The sequence below is a fragment of the Niallia sp. FSL M8-0099 genome, assembly GCF_038006945.1.
In the GTDB taxonomy this organism is placed as follows: Bacteria; Bacillota; Bacilli; order Bacillales; family Cytobacillaceae; genus Niallia; species Niallia circulans.
Genome location: NZ_JBBOWF010000005.1, coordinates 49187 through 63870 on the forward strand (window position 1 = coordinate 49187; position 14684 = coordinate 63870).

The 14684-nt window shown below is 43.0% G+C and carries 22 protein-coding genes; 2 read left to right on the forward strand and 20 right to left on the reverse strand.

Annotated features, from left to right (window positions below):
* Window positions 1-277: 277 nt before the first annotated feature.
* From NSQ92_RS26140 to NSQ92_RS26155, 4 genes are all read right to left on the reverse strand, one after another.
* Complete coding sequence (locus tag NSQ92_RS26140; protein ID WP_341153381.1) at window positions 278-1555, reverse strand: transposase; 1278 nt, start codon at window positions 1553-1555, stop codon at window positions 278-280.
* A 920-nt stretch (window positions 1556-2475) separates the two neighbouring features.
* On the reverse strand, window positions 2476-3075 hold the full coding sequence (locus tag NSQ92_RS26145; RefSeq protein WP_341153382.1) for a hypothetical protein: 600 nt from the start codon (window positions 3073-3075) through the stop codon (window positions 2476-2478).
* A 233-nt stretch (window positions 3076-3308) separates the two neighbouring features.
* The gene (locus tag NSQ92_RS26150) at window positions 3309-3488 is read right to left on the reverse strand and encodes a hypothetical protein (protein WP_341153383.1); all 180 of its coding nucleotides are present in this window, start codon (window positions 3486-3488) and stop codon (window positions 3309-3311) included.
* Window positions 3489-3501: 13 nt separating this feature from the next.
* Complete coding sequence (locus tag NSQ92_RS26155) at window positions 3502-4662, reverse strand: AimR family lysis-lysogeny pheromone receptor (RefSeq protein ID WP_341153384.1); 1161 nt, start codon at window positions 4660-4662, stop codon at window positions 3502-3504.
* A 131-nt stretch (window positions 4663-4793) separates the two neighbouring features.
* Here NSQ92_RS26155 and NSQ92_RS26160 point away from each other — a divergent pair, with 131 nt between their 5' ends.
* Both NSQ92_RS26160 and NSQ92_RS26165 read left to right on the forward strand, forming a co-directional pair.
* A complete protein-coding gene (locus NSQ92_RS26160) occupies window positions 4794-4994 on the forward strand; it encodes a helix-turn-helix domain-containing protein (protein ID WP_095323204.1) in 201 nt (66 codons plus the stop codon).
* Window positions 4995-5045: 51 nt separating this feature from the next.
* Window positions 5046-5255: a helix-turn-helix domain-containing protein gene (locus NSQ92_RS26165; RefSeq protein ID WP_341153385.1), complete on the forward strand. Its 210-nt coding sequence runs from the start codon at window positions 5046-5048 to the stop codon at window positions 5253-5255.
* Window positions 5256-5271: 16 nt separating this feature from the next.
* Here NSQ92_RS26165 and NSQ92_RS26170 read toward each other — a convergent pair whose 3' ends face one another.
* The 16 genes from NSQ92_RS26170 to NSQ92_RS26245 all read right to left on the reverse strand — a co-directional run bounded on the left by NSQ92_RS26170 (window position 5272) and on the right by NSQ92_RS26245 (window position 14516).
* On the reverse strand, window positions 5272-6267 hold the full coding sequence (locus NSQ92_RS26170; protein WP_341153386.1) for a toprim domain-containing protein: 996 nt from the start codon (window positions 6265-6267) through the stop codon (window positions 5272-5274).
* 52 nt (window positions 6268-6319) lie between these two features.
* Window positions 6320-7669, reverse strand: a complete 1350-nt coding sequence (locus tag NSQ92_RS26175; RefSeq protein ID WP_341153387.1) for a DNA helicase — start codon at window positions 7667-7669, stop codon at window positions 6320-6322.
* A gap of 129 nt (window positions 7670-7798) precedes the next feature.
* On the reverse strand, window positions 7799-8347 hold the full coding sequence (locus NSQ92_RS26180) for a hypothetical protein (RefSeq protein WP_341153388.1): 549 nt from the start codon (window positions 8345-8347) through the stop codon (window positions 7799-7801).
* Window positions 8344-8490, reverse strand: coding sequence for a hypothetical protein (locus NSQ92_RS26185; RefSeq protein WP_341153389.1), 147 nt, complete (start codon window positions 8488-8490; stop codon window positions 8344-8346). Before NSQ92_RS26185 ends, NSQ92_RS26180 begins: the two co-directional genes overlap by 4 nt.
* Window positions 8487-9239, reverse strand: coding sequence for a DNA replication protein (locus tag NSQ92_RS26190; RefSeq protein WP_341153390.1), 753 nt, complete (start codon window positions 9237-9239; stop codon window positions 8487-8489). The genes NSQ92_RS26185 and NSQ92_RS26190 overlap by 4 nt, the downstream gene beginning before the upstream one ends.
* Before the next feature lie 6 nt (window positions 9240-9245).
* Entirely contained in the window at window positions 9246-10112 is an 867-nt protein-coding gene (locus NSQ92_RS26195) for a hypothetical protein (protein WP_341153391.1), read from the reverse strand.
* Window positions 10113-10123: 11 nt separating this feature from the next.
* The gene (locus NSQ92_RS26200; protein WP_061801076.1) at window positions 10124-10324 is read right to left on the reverse strand and encodes a hypothetical protein; all 201 of its coding nucleotides are present in this window, start codon (window positions 10322-10324) and stop codon (window positions 10124-10126) included.
* A gap of 114 nt (window positions 10325-10438) precedes the next feature.
* Entirely contained in the window at window positions 10439-10846 is a 408-nt protein-coding gene (locus NSQ92_RS26205; protein ID WP_341153392.1) for a hypothetical protein, read from the reverse strand.
* Window positions 10839-11240: a hypothetical protein gene (locus tag NSQ92_RS26210; RefSeq protein ID WP_341153393.1), complete on the reverse strand. Its 402-nt coding sequence runs from the start codon at window positions 11238-11240 to the stop codon at window positions 10839-10841. The genes NSQ92_RS26205 and NSQ92_RS26210 overlap by 8 nt, the downstream gene beginning before the upstream one ends.
* A 2-nt stretch (window positions 11241-11242) precedes the next feature.
* Complete coding sequence (locus NSQ92_RS26215; RefSeq protein WP_341153394.1) at window positions 11243-11416, reverse strand: hypothetical protein; 174 nt, start codon at window positions 11414-11416, stop codon at window positions 11243-11245.
* A 159-nt stretch (window positions 11417-11575) separates the two neighbouring features.
* Window positions 11576-11842, reverse strand: coding sequence for a hypothetical protein (locus tag NSQ92_RS26220; RefSeq protein ID WP_341153395.1), 267 nt, complete (start codon window positions 11840-11842; stop codon window positions 11576-11578).
* A gap of 131 nt (window positions 11843-11973) precedes the next feature.
* On the reverse strand, window positions 11974-12279 hold the full coding sequence (locus tag NSQ92_RS26225; protein ID WP_341153396.1) for a hypothetical protein: 306 nt from the start codon (window positions 12277-12279) through the stop codon (window positions 11974-11976).
* Between the two features lie 45 nt (window positions 12280-12324).
* Window positions 12325-12447 carry a hypothetical protein gene (locus NSQ92_RS26230; RefSeq protein ID WP_341153397.1) on the reverse strand — a complete coding sequence of 41 codons (123 nt, stop codon included), beginning with the start codon at window positions 12445-12447 and terminating at the stop codon, window positions 12325-12327.
* Between the two features lie 35 nt (window positions 12448-12482).
* Window positions 12483-12635 carry a hypothetical protein gene (locus NSQ92_RS26235; RefSeq protein WP_254415180.1) on the reverse strand — a complete coding sequence of 51 codons (153 nt, stop codon included), beginning with the start codon at window positions 12633-12635 and terminating at the stop codon, window positions 12483-12485.
* 160 nt (window positions 12636-12795) lie between these two features.
* Window positions 12796-13185: a helix-turn-helix domain-containing protein gene (locus NSQ92_RS26240; RefSeq protein WP_341153398.1), complete on the reverse strand. Its 390-nt coding sequence runs from the start codon at window positions 13183-13185 to the stop codon at window positions 12796-12798.
* Window positions 13186-13511: 326 nt separating this feature from the next.
* Window positions 13512-14516 carry a tyrosine-type recombinase/integrase gene (locus NSQ92_RS26245; protein ID WP_341153399.1) on the reverse strand — a complete coding sequence of 335 codons (1005 nt, stop codon included), beginning with the start codon at window positions 14514-14516 and terminating at the stop codon, window positions 13512-13514.
* Window positions 14517-14684 lie beyond the last annotated feature (168 nt).

Genomic DNA, 14684 nt, shown 5'->3' on the forward strand with positions numbered 1-14684 from the left:
ATTGCGGTACGTCAGCTAGCGTTTTAAAGGTACGCGTTCAACCGCAAGTCATGCGTACGGGTTTTCAAAGCGCAGTAATAAGCGATTGCGATAACTTATCGACCGCATGGGATTTACGATAAGCCTCCGCCTTTCCCGCGCCCGTCGCAAAGCACGAATCTCTACAGCCGAAACCAAACCGGCAATCCTGCGGCAGCTTGGCGACAACTTTACTAAACGACTGTCTTCGTACTCTCCGACTGGCGCCGGAACGATTTTCTCCGGCGGACGGGCGAACTTATTTCGCCTCGCTTTGTTTCGCTAATTCTTGCGAGATAATACTATCGATATTTGGAGTCGCAATATTAACTGCCGCATTGTAATCCGCGTTAGTTTTATAACCACAAGCAACGCATTTGAATTCCGCCTGTGACTTTCGATTCTCTTTCGCAATATATCCGCAACAAGAACACCTTTGCGAAGTGTATCTCGGCGCAACCTTACGCACTTCAATGCCGACCGCTTTCGCTTTTTGCGTTATCTTCGTTTGTAAATCGTAATATGTCCACGATTTTAAAAACCGTTCAGCGTCTTTCGTTATTTCCGATAAATCCTCCATTTGGATAACGCCGCAATTATGCTTAACCGCCATATCGACGATGTATCTTGCGTAACGATGATTTGTCGTATCTTTGAAATTGGCGACTTTTCCTTGCAACTTTTCGATCGGTTTTAGCCGCGTTTCTCGGCCGTGCCCTTTTCGTCCTTCTCCGCAATATTTACCTTGTCGTAGTAGCGCGTTTCTTCTCGCTTCTATTCGCGCCCTAAACGATTGTATCTCGCTACCGCCGATAAAATATCGTGCTCGATCGTTATTAAATGCGATGGTGGCTGCGTTTATAACTCCTAAGTCAAGTCCGCATACATTCGATTTTAAAAGTGTTGGCTTCGATTCCGCTTCAAATGAATACGTAAGCATTAGATAATACTTCGTTTTTATTTTCGAAATATTACTGTCGCACATTTTATAAGTACCGTCGATAATACGGTCTAATATAACGTTGGCACCTCTGCCAGTTTTCAGTGATACTTGTTGCTGTGTTGTCGTGTTACGTTCCTTTGCTCCTTCTTTTGATAGTAACGACAATTTTATCGTGTATTTCGAAGTGTTTATGCGTGTTAATTCTTTCATTGATTGCGCCCTAATTGGAAATGATCCTCCGCGTTTGTAATTAGGTATTGAAATCTCTCCGCGTACTATTTTATTTTTATCATTTTTAAATTTAGTTAGTGCTTCTCTTATAGATTCATCTATAACTGCTGACCCTATGTTTCTAGAAAATTCTACTACGTTTTTAGTAATATCTGATTTAAGCCCTACGCCGATTACTTCTTTCTCTTTAGGATAACTTCCAAATCTTTCATTAAAACTAAACGAATATTGTTGCCAATCATATGCCATAGATATTGCTTTATTTTTAATACGCCAAGTTGCATATTGAATATCACTTAATAAGTTATATATTTCTCTATCGAAAGAGATTTCAAATCGCATAATCTGTGTAACTTTAGTCATTTTATTTCCTCCAATATGTGTGCTTCACATTCGCACCATTATCTTACGCCTGTATATACGTTGTAACATTATTGCATATCCTTTATTGCATATATTTTAAACCTCGTAATTCACGCCTGTATATACGTTGTAACCCGCAAAACCTAACCCAGCAGCGGTTGCGACCCCCTCGTAATTCACGCCGGTATATACGTTGTAACATTATACGGTGGTCTGCCATTAGTACATCGCCCCCTCGTAATTAACGTCCGTATATACGTTGTAACAGCGTTTCATCCGACCGGAATTTGTGGACGGAGTTTCACGGTTATATAACCGATACCTTATCGAGCGTATTGCGATTTCTTCACCGCCACTTTCTCGATTTAAGGACGCCGAGTCGCCCTAATAGGATTGCGCGCTCACTTTGCGCTTCGCTTCGAATATCCATTTCCGTAAAACGCAACGTATTGTGCTTCGATTTCTTTGCGTTTGCGTTGCGCTTTTAACTTCGCTAAATCGATTACGTTAGTTTTCATCGCTGCCAGCCGCCTTCCATACCGTTGCTATTATTGCGATGAAGTATATTGCGAATAATAGGGCGAAAAAGTTCATCCAAGCCGCACCGCCTTTACTACCGGATAGTCGTGCTCGCCGGTACCTTCGTATAGACGTACCGGATCTAGTGCAATTCGTTGAAATTTTTTCGCTAAATAGGTTTTATCGCCGAATAATCGGGCATATTTATTAGTAGACGGCTGGTATGCCGAATTAAATTTACATTTCATGGTAATGCGAACCTCCGTTCTGTATTGCGGAATTTGTCGAATGTTGTTATGATTACACTATAGTCAATGGTTACTAAAACTTTGACTTTCGTGTATAATAAAACCGTGGTACGCCACACGACACAGTGCCTAAGTGCCGTGTAGTCCACTAATTTAAAGCGCAACTAAATAATCGCGGTGTGAACCGTATTGTTTAGAATCGAATTTGCTCGCCAGCTTTTCGAGTTTGCGTATCACCGTTGAATGATGCAGTCCTAAGCTTTTACCGATTGCCGTCGGTGTAGGTTTCGGATGTTTCAAGAACGTTTTAACTACGCCAATAGTTAATTCGTCCGCGTCTTTCAGCAAGGAGTCGATCAGCGCCAACTGGTCGGCTTCTTTAATATCGCCAATTTCTATGTTTGATGATTCGTCTTTGATTTCGAATAACTTTCCGTCATCCGATTCGAGTTGGTGTATTTCGTTCTTCAAGCGATTACCGTTTTTTAAGTAAACATCGCGTCTTGCTCGCCAAATACTTCGTTTTAACAAATTCGTAAAGTTTCCTCTTCCGTCATACACTTCGATACATCTTAGTAGAGTATCTTCGTATATTGCTAACGCCTCGTGTTCGTCTGATCGTATCGACCTTGCTACCGAACGAAGACCTTTCCATTCTGCTGAAACAATACTATATATCTCGCCAAAGATAATATCACATCGTGTTTCTTGATAGGAAATAACCAACTTATTTAATTTTTCGTTTTTATCCAATTTAATACTCTCCTCTCATTTACATATAATAATAAGGTTGCTCATAAAGATTCGCGCAGATTTTTTAAATCTTTTTTAAATATTTTCTTCTTACCGTTATATTACAACAATTTCCTTTAATTCCCTTAATTTGTGACTAATTTTATTTTCTGAAAATAGTTCACATAAGTGAACATAAAAAAAGTCCAATGGGGAATTGGACAATTGACTTCGATATTTGTTTGGATGGTTTATCAGCCTCCTCCGATACCTCCACCACCACCAGGAATATACATAGGAGAAATTACTCCCGACTCTAACTGTCCGGTTTCTTCCTGCGATGAAGGTTCTTGTTGTTCCTCTGCTAAAACTGTTGGAGACGATACTCCAATAATAATTGAGAATACTAATAATAATGCTGCTACCTTTTTCAAACGATCTTCCTCCCTAAATAATATTCAAGCTGCTTAATAACGGAGAAACGATTTGTTTATGTGAATCATCAAGGTAACTTAAAGGAAGTTTAGCGAATAGTTTATTGCCTGAATTTATCAATTTACCTATAGACTTAACTAAATAATCAGTCGATCCTAACGCCAACCCTTTATAGCACTCAAAGAAGGGATCACACTTATCTTCTATGCTGTCTAATATCGTTAAAGCCAAATCTGTCTCGCCCGCCTTAGCATAAAAATGCGCTTGTTCAATCTTAGCTGAATTTTTAATCTCGGTTTCTGTATTTACTCCCCAAAAAGTACGTAAAAAAGGATAGTCGTTTTCTTTAACATAAGTCAATTTCTCCTCAAGACCGTACTCTTGTAAATAACCGACATATTCATCTAAGTATTTCACGGCCGTTTCGTAATCTTCAAAGAAATACGAAAGGCTCATATTATAATAAGCGAAAAAATTAAATCTCGCGCAAGTTAATGGAGAAAGAATTAACGAATTTAAGAAAAACCTTGCTTTCTTCTCTTCCCCTTTAGCAAAAAGATAAACATTAGCTAAAATCTCATTCAATCTTAATCGGAATGTATCTTTTAAATATTCATTCATTTTTTTACTTTCTAAATTTGCAGTTATTTCTACAGACATTTCGAGAACTCTTTTATAATACCCTTTCTTATAGTATAAGTATGCTACTAATATCTTTTTAAAAATAACCATGTCATATGATTTTGCCTTTAGATTATTTATTTTGTTTTCCATATCTTTAATTGATAGTTCTTGAGTTTGAAATTTATGAGCTACACTGTACATTTGATGCCACTCTTTACAGGTTGCATTTGAGGTATCCATAGTCATTAATGTTTTTCCTAACTCATCCAATAAACCATTAATAGATAAATATTCAAGCGAAAGCCTTGTGTTTTGTTGTTGTCTCTCCGCAATAAAAATTTCTATCGCTTCTATCATTAACTTTTGCTCGTTGTTTGGATTCAGAAATTTAAATGATTTTAATACATTATAGAAGGATAAATCATTTTTATAGTTAAAAAACTTCGAAAAAGTACTATGATGAACATTAATATTTGCTGCTAACTCGGTTGAATTAATATCATATGTACCGCGTTCCATTTCTGATAATAAGAGTCGACGAAGTGGCATATTGTTTGTCTCCTTTGTTTTAAATTACCTAGGTAGGTAGAAATAATTAATAATATCTGTTATATTTATAGTATACTATAAATGTTCATATATGTGAACATTTTTGTCCAAAAAATTATAGGAGGTGTAAGATGATTAGTTATGATCCCTTATTTAAAACCTTAAAGGATAGAAATTTAGTCATAAGTGATTTAAGGAACAAACCTTTACATCCAACTACAATTGCTAAAATTAATCGCGGTGAATCTATATCCCTTACTAAAGTTGATGAACTATGTAAGGTTTTGAATGTAAAAATACAGGATATAGTAGAAATTATTATAGAAGATTAAATCAATTACATAAATACGAGGTGAAGCGCCACGAAACGGGTCGGAAGGTGCTTGATCGGCGACTATCGTAAGCGTATGAAACTAACGCAAACACAACTTGGCGAACTAGTCGGCATGGATAAGTCCCGCATATCGGATTACGAAAACTTGCGCTACGTAATGAAAGTCGATACCGCGAAACCATTTGCCGATGTATTCAATTGCTCCATCGAAGAACTTTACGAATGGGTCGACGACGAATCAAGCGACACGGAAGGGTAAGCGAATTAAACATTACTTACCCGAGGCGCAACGTACTCAAATTCACGTACAAAGAACTACTACCTTCCGCCCGAGCAACCGCATCCCTCAACGAAGCCACTCCGAACTTCATCAACGCCTCATTCGCGTCTTTCGCCCGCTGGTCCACTCGCACATGTCCGATTCGCACTCGCCCTTTCAACGCCTGCTCTATTTCCGCTCGTAACTTTTCGCCAGCCTTATCGTTATCCGTTGCGATGAGTAATTCTTCGATTGGCGACGTTAAAATTAAATCGCGCTTAAACTCGTTAAAGCTTGCCCCGCCAGTCGCCAGCGCATCGTAGCCAGCAACGCGCCAACTTAACGCATCAATCTCTGCCTCGCAAATTAATGCGGTCTTGCCTACTCGGTCGATTCCGAATAGTAGCTCACGGATTGGCCACGCCCCTTTCGCATACCAAAACACCTTGCCGCGTGTTTGGCGATACTTTACGTTCGCAAGTCGGCCGTCCGCTTGTCTCCACGGTATCACGACCGCATGACTTTTCACATCGTACTTTATTCCTAATTCCAATTGGTAATTCGCTCCAATTCCGCGCGACTCTAAGTACGAAAAATCCTCGGTGTATTGCGCCAGGAACTCGGAACCCAACGCTTGCCTAGTGCGCTGGGGCTTTACGTGTATTTTGCGCAATCGGATCGGCGCATTTTCGTCGGCTGCATACGGAGCATATTCCGCCAATAAATAGTCTTCCGTTTCTTCCGCCGTTTCGTTGCGCAGAAATGCGAGTAATTTTACAAGGCCGCCGCTGGACCATTCGTTGTCATAGGCGCCGCTGTCGTGGAAGGTGCCCGCCGGATAGTCACCGTGTTGTTCGAGCCGCACGAAAAAGCTAGGCGTTCGATCATAGCGAAAAGGACTGGCTGCGATTAACTTGTCGCTGGACCAATTCGGTCGAGTCCAGGCGAACTGTTCGAGTTCATAGCGCACGTCTATATCGATAACTTGATTGCGAATATATACCTCCGCCAATGGTACCGCCTCCTTCTTCACAATTTCGTAATATGCGAATTTTGTCGCTTGACTAAAAGCCGAACTGTTTCGCCGCCTCCTCACCGGTCGGCAACTCTCGCAGCACTCCGTAATCAAATAATGCCGTCAATTCCAAGCGAAAATCCTCTCCGCCATTACGCCCCTTTTCGATACCTAACATCGCTATATGCTGCTTCTCTACGCTGTCAAATCCGATTAGATTCGTTGCAATATCGAGCAGGCGTTTCGATGTTTTTACTTGATCACGCGTTGGTATTTTCAGTTCCCTTTCGCCATCCTCGTCCGTTTGCTTTTTCTCCACGGTCGCCTGCACGGTATAGAACCCTACCACGTCATTATCGCCGATAATTTGCTCGAATCGAGTTGCCGCATATTCAGCCGCACCACCAGCCGTTTTATTTGCGTTTTTTCCATATACGTCAGTCAGCCCATAGAATGGGTCGAGTATCACCACGTCCACTGCGCTGGTCAATAATTCGCGTTCCAAATCGTCGAGTGTCCGCGTTAGTGACTTATCGCTTTTGCCCTGGAAGTACAACTTGCCGGGATAATACGAATCGAGCGCGTCAATTACTTCGATGAATTTATCGCGCACAATATCTTCGAGCGATCCGCTAAGTATTTCCTTGTTCGGAATACCTACTTTGCGCCCTAACTCATCGGTGAATGTTTCGTCTACCGCGGTGATAATCGAAACTAATCGCGCAAAGAATACGAATTCCTTCACTTCGAATTCCTTTAGCAGCACGGTCGCGCCCTGTCGAAGCAATGAATCGACTATCACGCCGATTAGGTACGTTTTACCGCGCCCTGATTCCGCCATGATTCCGTACACATCACCGCTGAACCAACCGCTAATCACTTTCGTTAGTTGGTCGAATGGAGTGTTCCAGCGCTTGGACGATTTTCCTTCCTCGCGCTTTAGATATTCCGCCTTGAAGTCCGACTTGATTTCGTCGAGTGTTCGCCCAATCTTGGAACGTATGTTCGTATTCATTTTAATACTTTCGAGTTCTTTTTGCAATACATCGATGAACGTTTGCATATCTTTTTCGCCATACTCGTTGAACAACTGTTGTAATTCGCCTTCATTTACGAATGCTTCGAATTGGCTTACAGCGGACTGTTGCTTTATTTGTTTCGCAAGATATTCGTACGGATCGCTGACCATTGGCGTGTGAATAAACGCTGGGCATTGCGCCGTCACAGTTGCGTATGACGGAACCTGCCCGTTTTTCTCTACATAATCGCGAATAAATCGATAGGTAGCCCGCTCGCCGTCCGTTGTCAGGTCGCGTTCGGTAATGCCGTACTTGACGAGTGCTTGCGGGTTATTTTCGTCGATGATTTTGCTAAACAATAAGTTTGCGTGTTGGCTCATGCGTTCACCCCTCCGTTAAAGATTCGCCATAATACATGCGTGACATTCGTTTTTTACAGTTGCGGTCAATGACGGAATAAACTTAGCCCCGCATATCTCGCACGTCTTAATTTTATTTGTATTTCCCACCTATTCGTCAGCCCCTTCCGTTATCTTCTTCAATTCCGCTTCCACTTCCGCAATCTTAGCCGCATATTCCTGTTCGCCAGTATCCGCAAACTTCTTACGATTCCAATTCGCAATATCCAGCAAGTTATCGATTTGGTCGGCGCGTTCCTTTTTCGCCTGTTTTCTACGTTCCGCTTCCTGCGCTGACAATTCCCTTGCGGTCGGCTTGCGTGGTTCCTTCGGTTGTTTTCCGTACATAGTACGATCCTCCCCTTTCGCCCAATCTACTCCGATTATCAATTCCGTCAAGTCAATCGTCGGCTGCCCGACCGTGGTTAAATATTCTTCCGCGTTGGCTGCCGGCGCAACTAACGTCAAATCTTCGACGTCTGCTTCGAGCCATTCCAGCGTAAATGCTCCGTGCAATTCGTATACCATTTCGGTCCATTCTTCGTCGGGATATTCGTAATGTTCTTTGCGTCGACCATCTACGACGAATACTTGCGGCCAGTAGCCAGCGACACGGACCAAATCGCCGAAGTTAAATTGCGGTTGCTTTTCGTTGGTCATTCGGTTGCCTCCTCATTTTCATAATACCCGGCTAGAATTTCGGGATTATTTAACAATACCTCCGCCTGTTCGATTTCTGCACGATTAGATTTACCGTATATCTTTTCGACTTCTCGAATCATTTCTTCCGTAATTCTCTTCACTTTCGCATCCCCCTTTTCGAACCACCAACGAACCCCAACTCGGCACATTGATCGCGCATTCTATCGTAAAGCCTTGCGTCAAACACTCGTTCCATTTCCGCCAGTGGCAAGTTCGAAGTATACACGGTCGGCAATCCGTTCGTCACACGCGCATTAATTACCGCATGTAAATCGCCACGAAATGCTTCGGTTGCATTGCGGACGCCAATATCGTCGAGTACTGCGAACGGCGCCGTCTTAGCTGCTTGCATTTGGCGATAATACTGACGGCTTGCCTCTTCGCCAATGTCGGCCGGAATGTTGCTGCGGTTAAACTCGTTGAACAACGTTTGCCAGGCGTTGACATCGAGCATATAAGCCGGCTGCTGCAACGCTTGCCTACTACGCTGCAGACTGCCGATATAATGTTGCGTTAAATATTCGTTCAAGATAGCGCTTGCCGTCGTCGTTTTGCCCGTGCCAGGACTTGCGCTATACAAATATAACGACTTAATCCTTTCGCCATTATCATCGAATTGCCGTTCGAACGTCTTAACGTATGCATCCACCGACTTATACACCGCGGGCTGACTCGCACGGGCTGGCGAATTTGCTACCGTCACCAATCGATAGTCCGCCGGCACTCCGCTCGCTCGCAATCGGCTGTTCGTCGCAATGAAATGCGGGCACTGGAAATTGCACGATTTGCCGTTCGCGACGGTGCAGCGAGATTTTAAAACGCATTTGCTTGCGTGGTTATTTTCGTTCATTGGCGCTCACTCCTTTTCGCGGCTGTCGTCGATTATTTCGATTTCGTCTCGCCATTCAAATCCGCCACTTTTCATATAATACCGTACTACTCCTTTCTTGCTTTCCACGCTAACAACGGTGTCTGTTGCGGATTCCATTATCGGATCTTTATAAATAATCACGTCGCCCACTCGCACTTCCGTCGGCTGTGGCACGTTTAAATATTCGCTTGGCACGTCTAAACCTAACGCTCGGCGCAACGCAATAGCCTTGCCGATATGAACGTTAAAGCAGTCGGTCGGCGCACACTTGGCGATTCCTTTTTCGACTAAATATCCGTATTCACAGCAATAAACTAGCGCTGTAACTGCGCGTTTCTCTTTGTTAACGAAGAATTTAACGAACGTGCGCATTTCCATGAACGTGTTATTACCATTAATTGGTGGTCGGAAACTACTATCCATTATCGACTCTAATTCCGCCACATCGCGCTTTGCCTGTTCGATAATCTCATCGCGTTGTTGCTGCGGGGTTTTGAATGGCGGAGTAACTGCGGTTAAATCGCGCCTTGCATCTTCGTACCCTTTCGCTAATGCTGCGAGTCTCAATTCCTCAACGGCTTCTCGTACGTTATTCACTGCCAATTCGAATCGTTTTTCGATATTCATTTCGTTTTCCTCCTTCGGATTAACTTCCTCGATAATAACTTCGTATTCACAATCCGCTACCCCTGCGTTTACTCCTTCGAATTGAACGAATACACTCTCTACGCCTAAGCCTAACACTTCGCCCACATTTCCGTTTTTATACCGATGTTCCCATTCGGATTTATTCGTAATCAATATGCGCTCCCCTACTTTAGCCCTGCGTTTAACTGTGCGAAATTGTTTCATGCGTTTGCCTCCTATTCGTTTGGTGCATATGTCATGTCTTCGTCGTATCTTTGATTCGCCTTATTCCAAATTTCGTCATTATCAGCGTTATTTACTTCGATGAACAAATAAATCAATTGCAAAACGTAACTATACTCTTCCGCCAATTTATTAAATTCCGCCTTCTTTTCCTCGCTTAAATCATCGAAAGGTATTACGTACTCATCTTCCATCCCGCTCACCTCCACTCGTTTTATTTTCGGTTCCTTATGCCTAGACGAATTAGTCCTACCGTTCCTACTGCTCCGGTTATCACGCCAGTTAAAAATACGAATACGACCACGCAATCACCACCAATCTTCGCTAATTTCTTCGGATTGCTGTGCCGTTTCCGCCTCGCGCTGTTCTCTCGCCACCGCCGATTGTGCCGCCAGCCAATTACGGTCCATCCATCCGAACATAAAAGTTACGGAAGGGTACGGGTATTCGTCCGGCTTGTTCGTGCGGTATTCCGCCCAACATATTTCGATGAATCGCCGCAACACCGCATTGCCGTAACGCCCTTGCGCCTGTTTCAGCATGCCTCGTTCGCGCGCCCACCGCGTCGACTTAGCGCCTCGACCGCCCGGCTGATATTCCGCGTTGTAGCGTTCAGCTGTCGTTTCGGTAATAAATGCGATGAATGTGCTAACGTTCCAGTCGGCGATGTTGCGAGCGCGCCAGTCCGTTGCGGGCGGTAATTTCGGTTTAGTCATCGCTATCGCCTCCTTCGCATGCCATTTCGTCGAGTATTGCGCCGTAATTAAATTCTTGCGCAAGGGATTCGTAGGTTGCTATTTTCGATTTGAGCGTCACCCTTTCGTCTAGCAAATTCGACCAATCTTTCGCAATTTTGTCGCGAGTTTCTTCCGTTTCGGCAAGTATGGCGGTGAGTGCCTCGACAGTTTGCAATAACGCTGGAATATCTCCGCGAGCATGTGCGATGAATTCTGCGTCGTCATTTCCATCCGCAAAAGCTATTCCGTCAGCGAACGAACTTCCTGGCGGATTTTCTACGGCTATATCCGTATGATGCAGAACGAACCATTCGCCAGCCGTCGCCTTTTCCGCACGTTCTTTTATTGCGTTGAGTTGTTCCGTTGTTAACATCGTCATTCCTCCTCGCATAAGACGTGTAATACTTTTCGCAGTTCAGCTTTGCGAATACTAAACGTACTTCCGTTGTGGTGATTAATTTCGATAAAGTCGCAATCATCTTCAAACGTTACCCGATCGTCAACCCAATCGGTATGTTGTTTCGTTGTCAATTCGATTTTAATGTGCATCGTACCGCCTCCAATTCGTTTTTAATTCGCCATAAATTTTCGATGTAGTCTTGCGTAGCTGCTTCGAATTCATCGGTCACATTAACGCAATATTCAACCTGTTTTGTTTCTGCGTTAATCAGCATAAAACGGGCTCGGCCAGCGAAGTTATATTCGAATTTAGGTTCCAGCGATACCATTCTGCTTCGCCTCCAATTCGTCAAGGTATTCGTTGACTGCTTTCGCTAAGTCAAATTCCGGGTCCGGATTATTCGTTATGGTAAATTCGCGTGTGCCCTGCGGTGTGTGGATATCGATTGCCGTTACGAGTCGAAAGCCGGGATGAATCGTCGATGTTACGTAACGTGCTTCGGATATCCTTGCGCAACGTTTTAATATATCGTCGAGTTGTTTTAACGTTGTAGATTTCGTTGGTTTACGTGCCACTTTTCCGCCTCCATTACTAACGTATTTTACGCTTGATTTTAGCGCCTCCTGCGGGCTTTATTCACCGCCAAGACTTATTGTATTCCGTGCGATTTAACGCGTCTGTATGCGCCTTATATTGCGTTTGAAGGCTATGCGTAGATATCTTCGATTGAGATTCCGAGTATCTTGCGATAAATTAATTCATTGTAATACTCGCGCAATTTATCTTCGGGCGATTGCTCGACTTCGTATCCGTTGATTAGTGCGCTCATGAGTAAGTCGGGTGTGCCTCCGTGCTCGCCTTCGAATGCGTAGCGTTTTAGTGTTAGCGCTGGACTTTCGAATATTGCTCCGTGTGATATGCGCATAATACCGTAATTACTTACCTTTTCTTCGCGTAGAGATTCGATTGCGTTGGCTACTGCGCGTGGTAGCGTTGGTTTTACGTTGGTCATTGCGATTCCTCCTTTTTATTTGCGGATAAATTTCGAATTGTTCAGTTATATTTCTCGATTCACTTCTTTTTCCATACAGTTTTTACACCATAAATTGCCGACATAATCGTATTCATATTCTTGTTTTTTAGTTAGATCAATTTCTTTTTCACATTGACAACATTCCATAATTCATTCTCCTTTTATTGCATAATAGTTATCTATTAAATAATATCTAAGTCACCATTAGGGTTAGTTTTTCGCTTGAATTCTTGTAAATAGATATTAATTGCTCTTCTTATTTCTTCTTCGCTTTTCCCTTGTTTTTTTAAATTAGAAGTAATTTTCTTTAATTCCTGCACTTGCTTTAAATACATTTCATACACCTCACTTTAGTTATCTACTTTTCGCATAATTCTTTTTATGCAATATAAGACTCGCAACAAATAGTGATTTTCTATTTGGTGCAATTATTTCTTGTTAAATGGATCTTGTTATATGGTTCTTCTTATTGAGCGGTTTACGTCACACGATTTCTCACATATACATCACACGGTCTACTATATCAGCGTCACACGGACTGTCTTCTTCCGCTCTATTACCGAACTGAAAACCGCTTTCTCTTCCGATTAAATATCGAACTTGCAGATACGTTTGCTTAGTCGGATGTTTCGTTTGCTCTTTTGTAATTATCGGATGCCCATTCCAGCGAAAATCACATAGTGACTTAATTCGCCTATTCACCGTTTCTCTTCTTATGTCAAGGTGTTCCGCTAGTAAATCTTGCGATGGGAAACATTCTCCACGATCGTTCATGAATAACGCCAAAGCCGATAACGTATGCCATCGTTCCGCACCTAACGCTCCCATAAGACCGCTAGTTAATGCGTGTTTATGAAACTTTACGTAAATATCTTGATTAGTCATTTCGTCCTCCTTCCGTGTGACTTAACGTTCTCAATTAATAATACCCGAGCCAATTTAAAGTCGCGCAGTTTTGCGGAAAATATCTTCCGTGTGACCTTATATTTACTATGACGCATTTGGCTTAATTCTCGCGCAATAATTTCGAAATTAATTCCGTGTGAGTTGCGCCTTATACTCGGTGATACATTTCGCAATAACCACTTCGCACACTTTCAGCGAAATTAATTCCGTGTGATTTACGCTACACTATATATTAAGGATGCCGAATCAACCTCGCGCACTTTTTACGCAAAAAAATAAGCGCCCGCGATGGACGCTCACTTTCGTTATAAAAATCTCCGCAATTTCTCGGCGACTTCTTCCTTATCTAAATGTAAATAGCGCGATGTCACTCCTAAATCGCTATGCCCTAGCGCATTAGAAATAACGGCAATGTTCGCGCCTTTATCCAGTAACGACTTCGCAAATCCTCGGCGCAGCGCATGCGGATTTATATTGCGCAATCCGTATTCCTTCGCGTATTTGTTCAGCCGTTTTTGAATGTTATTATTCGATGGACTTGTCGCCGTTATTGTTCCGCGCTTCGTTATAAATACGTAATCATTCTGCACTTTATACTCTCGCCTAATTTTTTCGTTTTGCTTGATTAGCACCGCCAGCATTTTCGCCAATGTGTCGCCGAATGGTAAATACACTTGCCGGCCGTTTTTCACTATTTCGCCATCTATGCGTAACTGCTGCGTTTTAAAATCAACGTGTTTCGTTTCGAGATGCACAATCGTATGTATACGAATGCCTGTCTTAAACATCAACAACGCCGCCGTCGCATCTCGCAACTGAACGAAATCATTTAAGTCGAGCAACGAAAGCAATACGCCTACCTCGTGCTCTGTTGCGCCTTCCTTAACGTTCGTGTCGACTTTTACGTTGACGGTTTTCCAAAACCTTTGCGTAATCCAACCGTTATCCATACAGCGCGTTAAGAACGCCTTAACGCACTTTAAGCGCGTCAATTTCGTTTGATTGCTGACGTTCATACTCGAAAGCCATACGTACAGACTTTCCGCGGTGATTTCTTCGACGAATTGTATTCGCGTTGCTTTGGCGAAATGTCTGACGTGGATATTGTAGTCGCTGATTGTTCGCTCACGATAACCGCTGACTTCCATTTGCTGCGTAATAATTTTAAGCGCCTGTTCGATCGAACGCCTTTTCGGTCGAGTGACCGGTGTACTGTCCGCAGGACTGACCGGCTTAGTGTCGACAATGCTCCCCGAAAACAATCCGCTTAGGTCTTCTTCGACGATTAAACTCCGTTTTTTCCTCGTCATATGCAAAAACGCCTCCTAATACGTGTATTATGCGTCGAAAATTCGGGCAAATAACGGGCAATCTGACCGTACACTGACCGACAACACTATAACGTAATAGAAAGCGTTTATACCAACGGCTAACCGTCGTAAAATTGGTACGTCCCAGGAGAGATTCGAACTCCCGAC

Excerpts from the sequence above, each read along its gene's own strand:
- NSQ92_RS26140 (WP_341153381.1), bottom strand. The coding sequence starts at position 1,555 with ATGACTAAAGTTACACAGATTATGCGATTTGAAATCTCTTTCGATAGA.
- NSQ92_RS26155 (WP_341153384.1), bottom strand. The coding sequence starts at position 4,662 with ATGCCACTTCGTCGACTCTTATTATCAGAAATGGAACGCGGTACATAT.
- NSQ92_RS26160 (WP_095323204.1), top strand. The coding sequence starts at position 4,794 with ATGATTAGTTATGATCCCTTATTTAAAACCTTAAAGGATAGAAATTTA.
- NSQ92_RS26175 (WP_341153387.1), bottom strand. The coding sequence starts at position 7,669 with ATGAGCCAACACGCAAACTTATTGTTTAGCAAAATCATCGACGAAAAT.
- NSQ92_RS26180 (WP_341153388.1), bottom strand. The coding sequence starts at position 8,347 with ATGACCAACGAAAAGCAACCGCAATTTAACTTCGGCGATTTGGTCCGT.
- NSQ92_RS26190 (WP_341153390.1), bottom strand. The coding sequence starts at position 9,239 with ATGAACGAAAATAACCACGCAAGCAAATGCGTTTTAAAATCTCGCTGC.
- NSQ92_RS26195 (WP_341153391.1), bottom strand. The coding sequence starts at position 10,112 with ATGAAACAATTTCGCACAGTTAAACGCAGGGCTAAAGTAGGGGAGCGC.
- NSQ92_RS26200 (WP_061801076.1), bottom strand. The coding sequence starts at position 10,324 with ATGGAAGATGAGTACGTAATACCTTTCGATGATTTAAGCGAGGAAAAG.
- NSQ92_RS26205 (WP_341153392.1), bottom strand. The coding sequence starts at position 10,846 with ATGACTAAACCGAAATTACCGCCCGCAACGGACTGGCGCGCTCGCAAC.
- NSQ92_RS26210 (WP_341153393.1), bottom strand. The coding sequence starts at position 11,240 with ATGTTAACAACGGAACAACTCAACGCAATAAAAGAACGTGCGGAAAAG.
- NSQ92_RS26215 (WP_341153394.1), bottom strand. The coding sequence starts at position 11,416 with ATGCACATTAAAATCGAATTGACAACGAAACAACATACCGATTGGGTT.
- NSQ92_RS26225 (WP_341153396.1), bottom strand. The coding sequence starts at position 12,279 with ATGACCAACGTAAAACCAACGCTACCACGCGCAGTAGCCAACGCAATC.
- NSQ92_RS26230 (WP_341153397.1), bottom strand. The coding sequence starts at position 12,447 with ATGGAATGTTGTCAATGTGAAAAAGAAATTGATCTAACTAAAAAACAA.
- NSQ92_RS26235 (WP_254415180.1), bottom strand. The coding sequence starts at position 12,635 with ATGTATTTAAAGCAAGTGCAGGAATTAAAGAAAATTACTTCTAATTTA.
- NSQ92_RS26240 (WP_341153398.1), bottom strand. The coding sequence starts at position 13,185 with ATGACTAATCAAGATATTTACGTAAAGTTTCATAAACACGCATTAACT.
- NSQ92_RS26245 (WP_341153399.1), bottom strand. The coding sequence starts at position 14,516 with ATGACGAGGAAAAAACGGAGTTTAATCGTCGAAGAAGACCTAAGCGGA.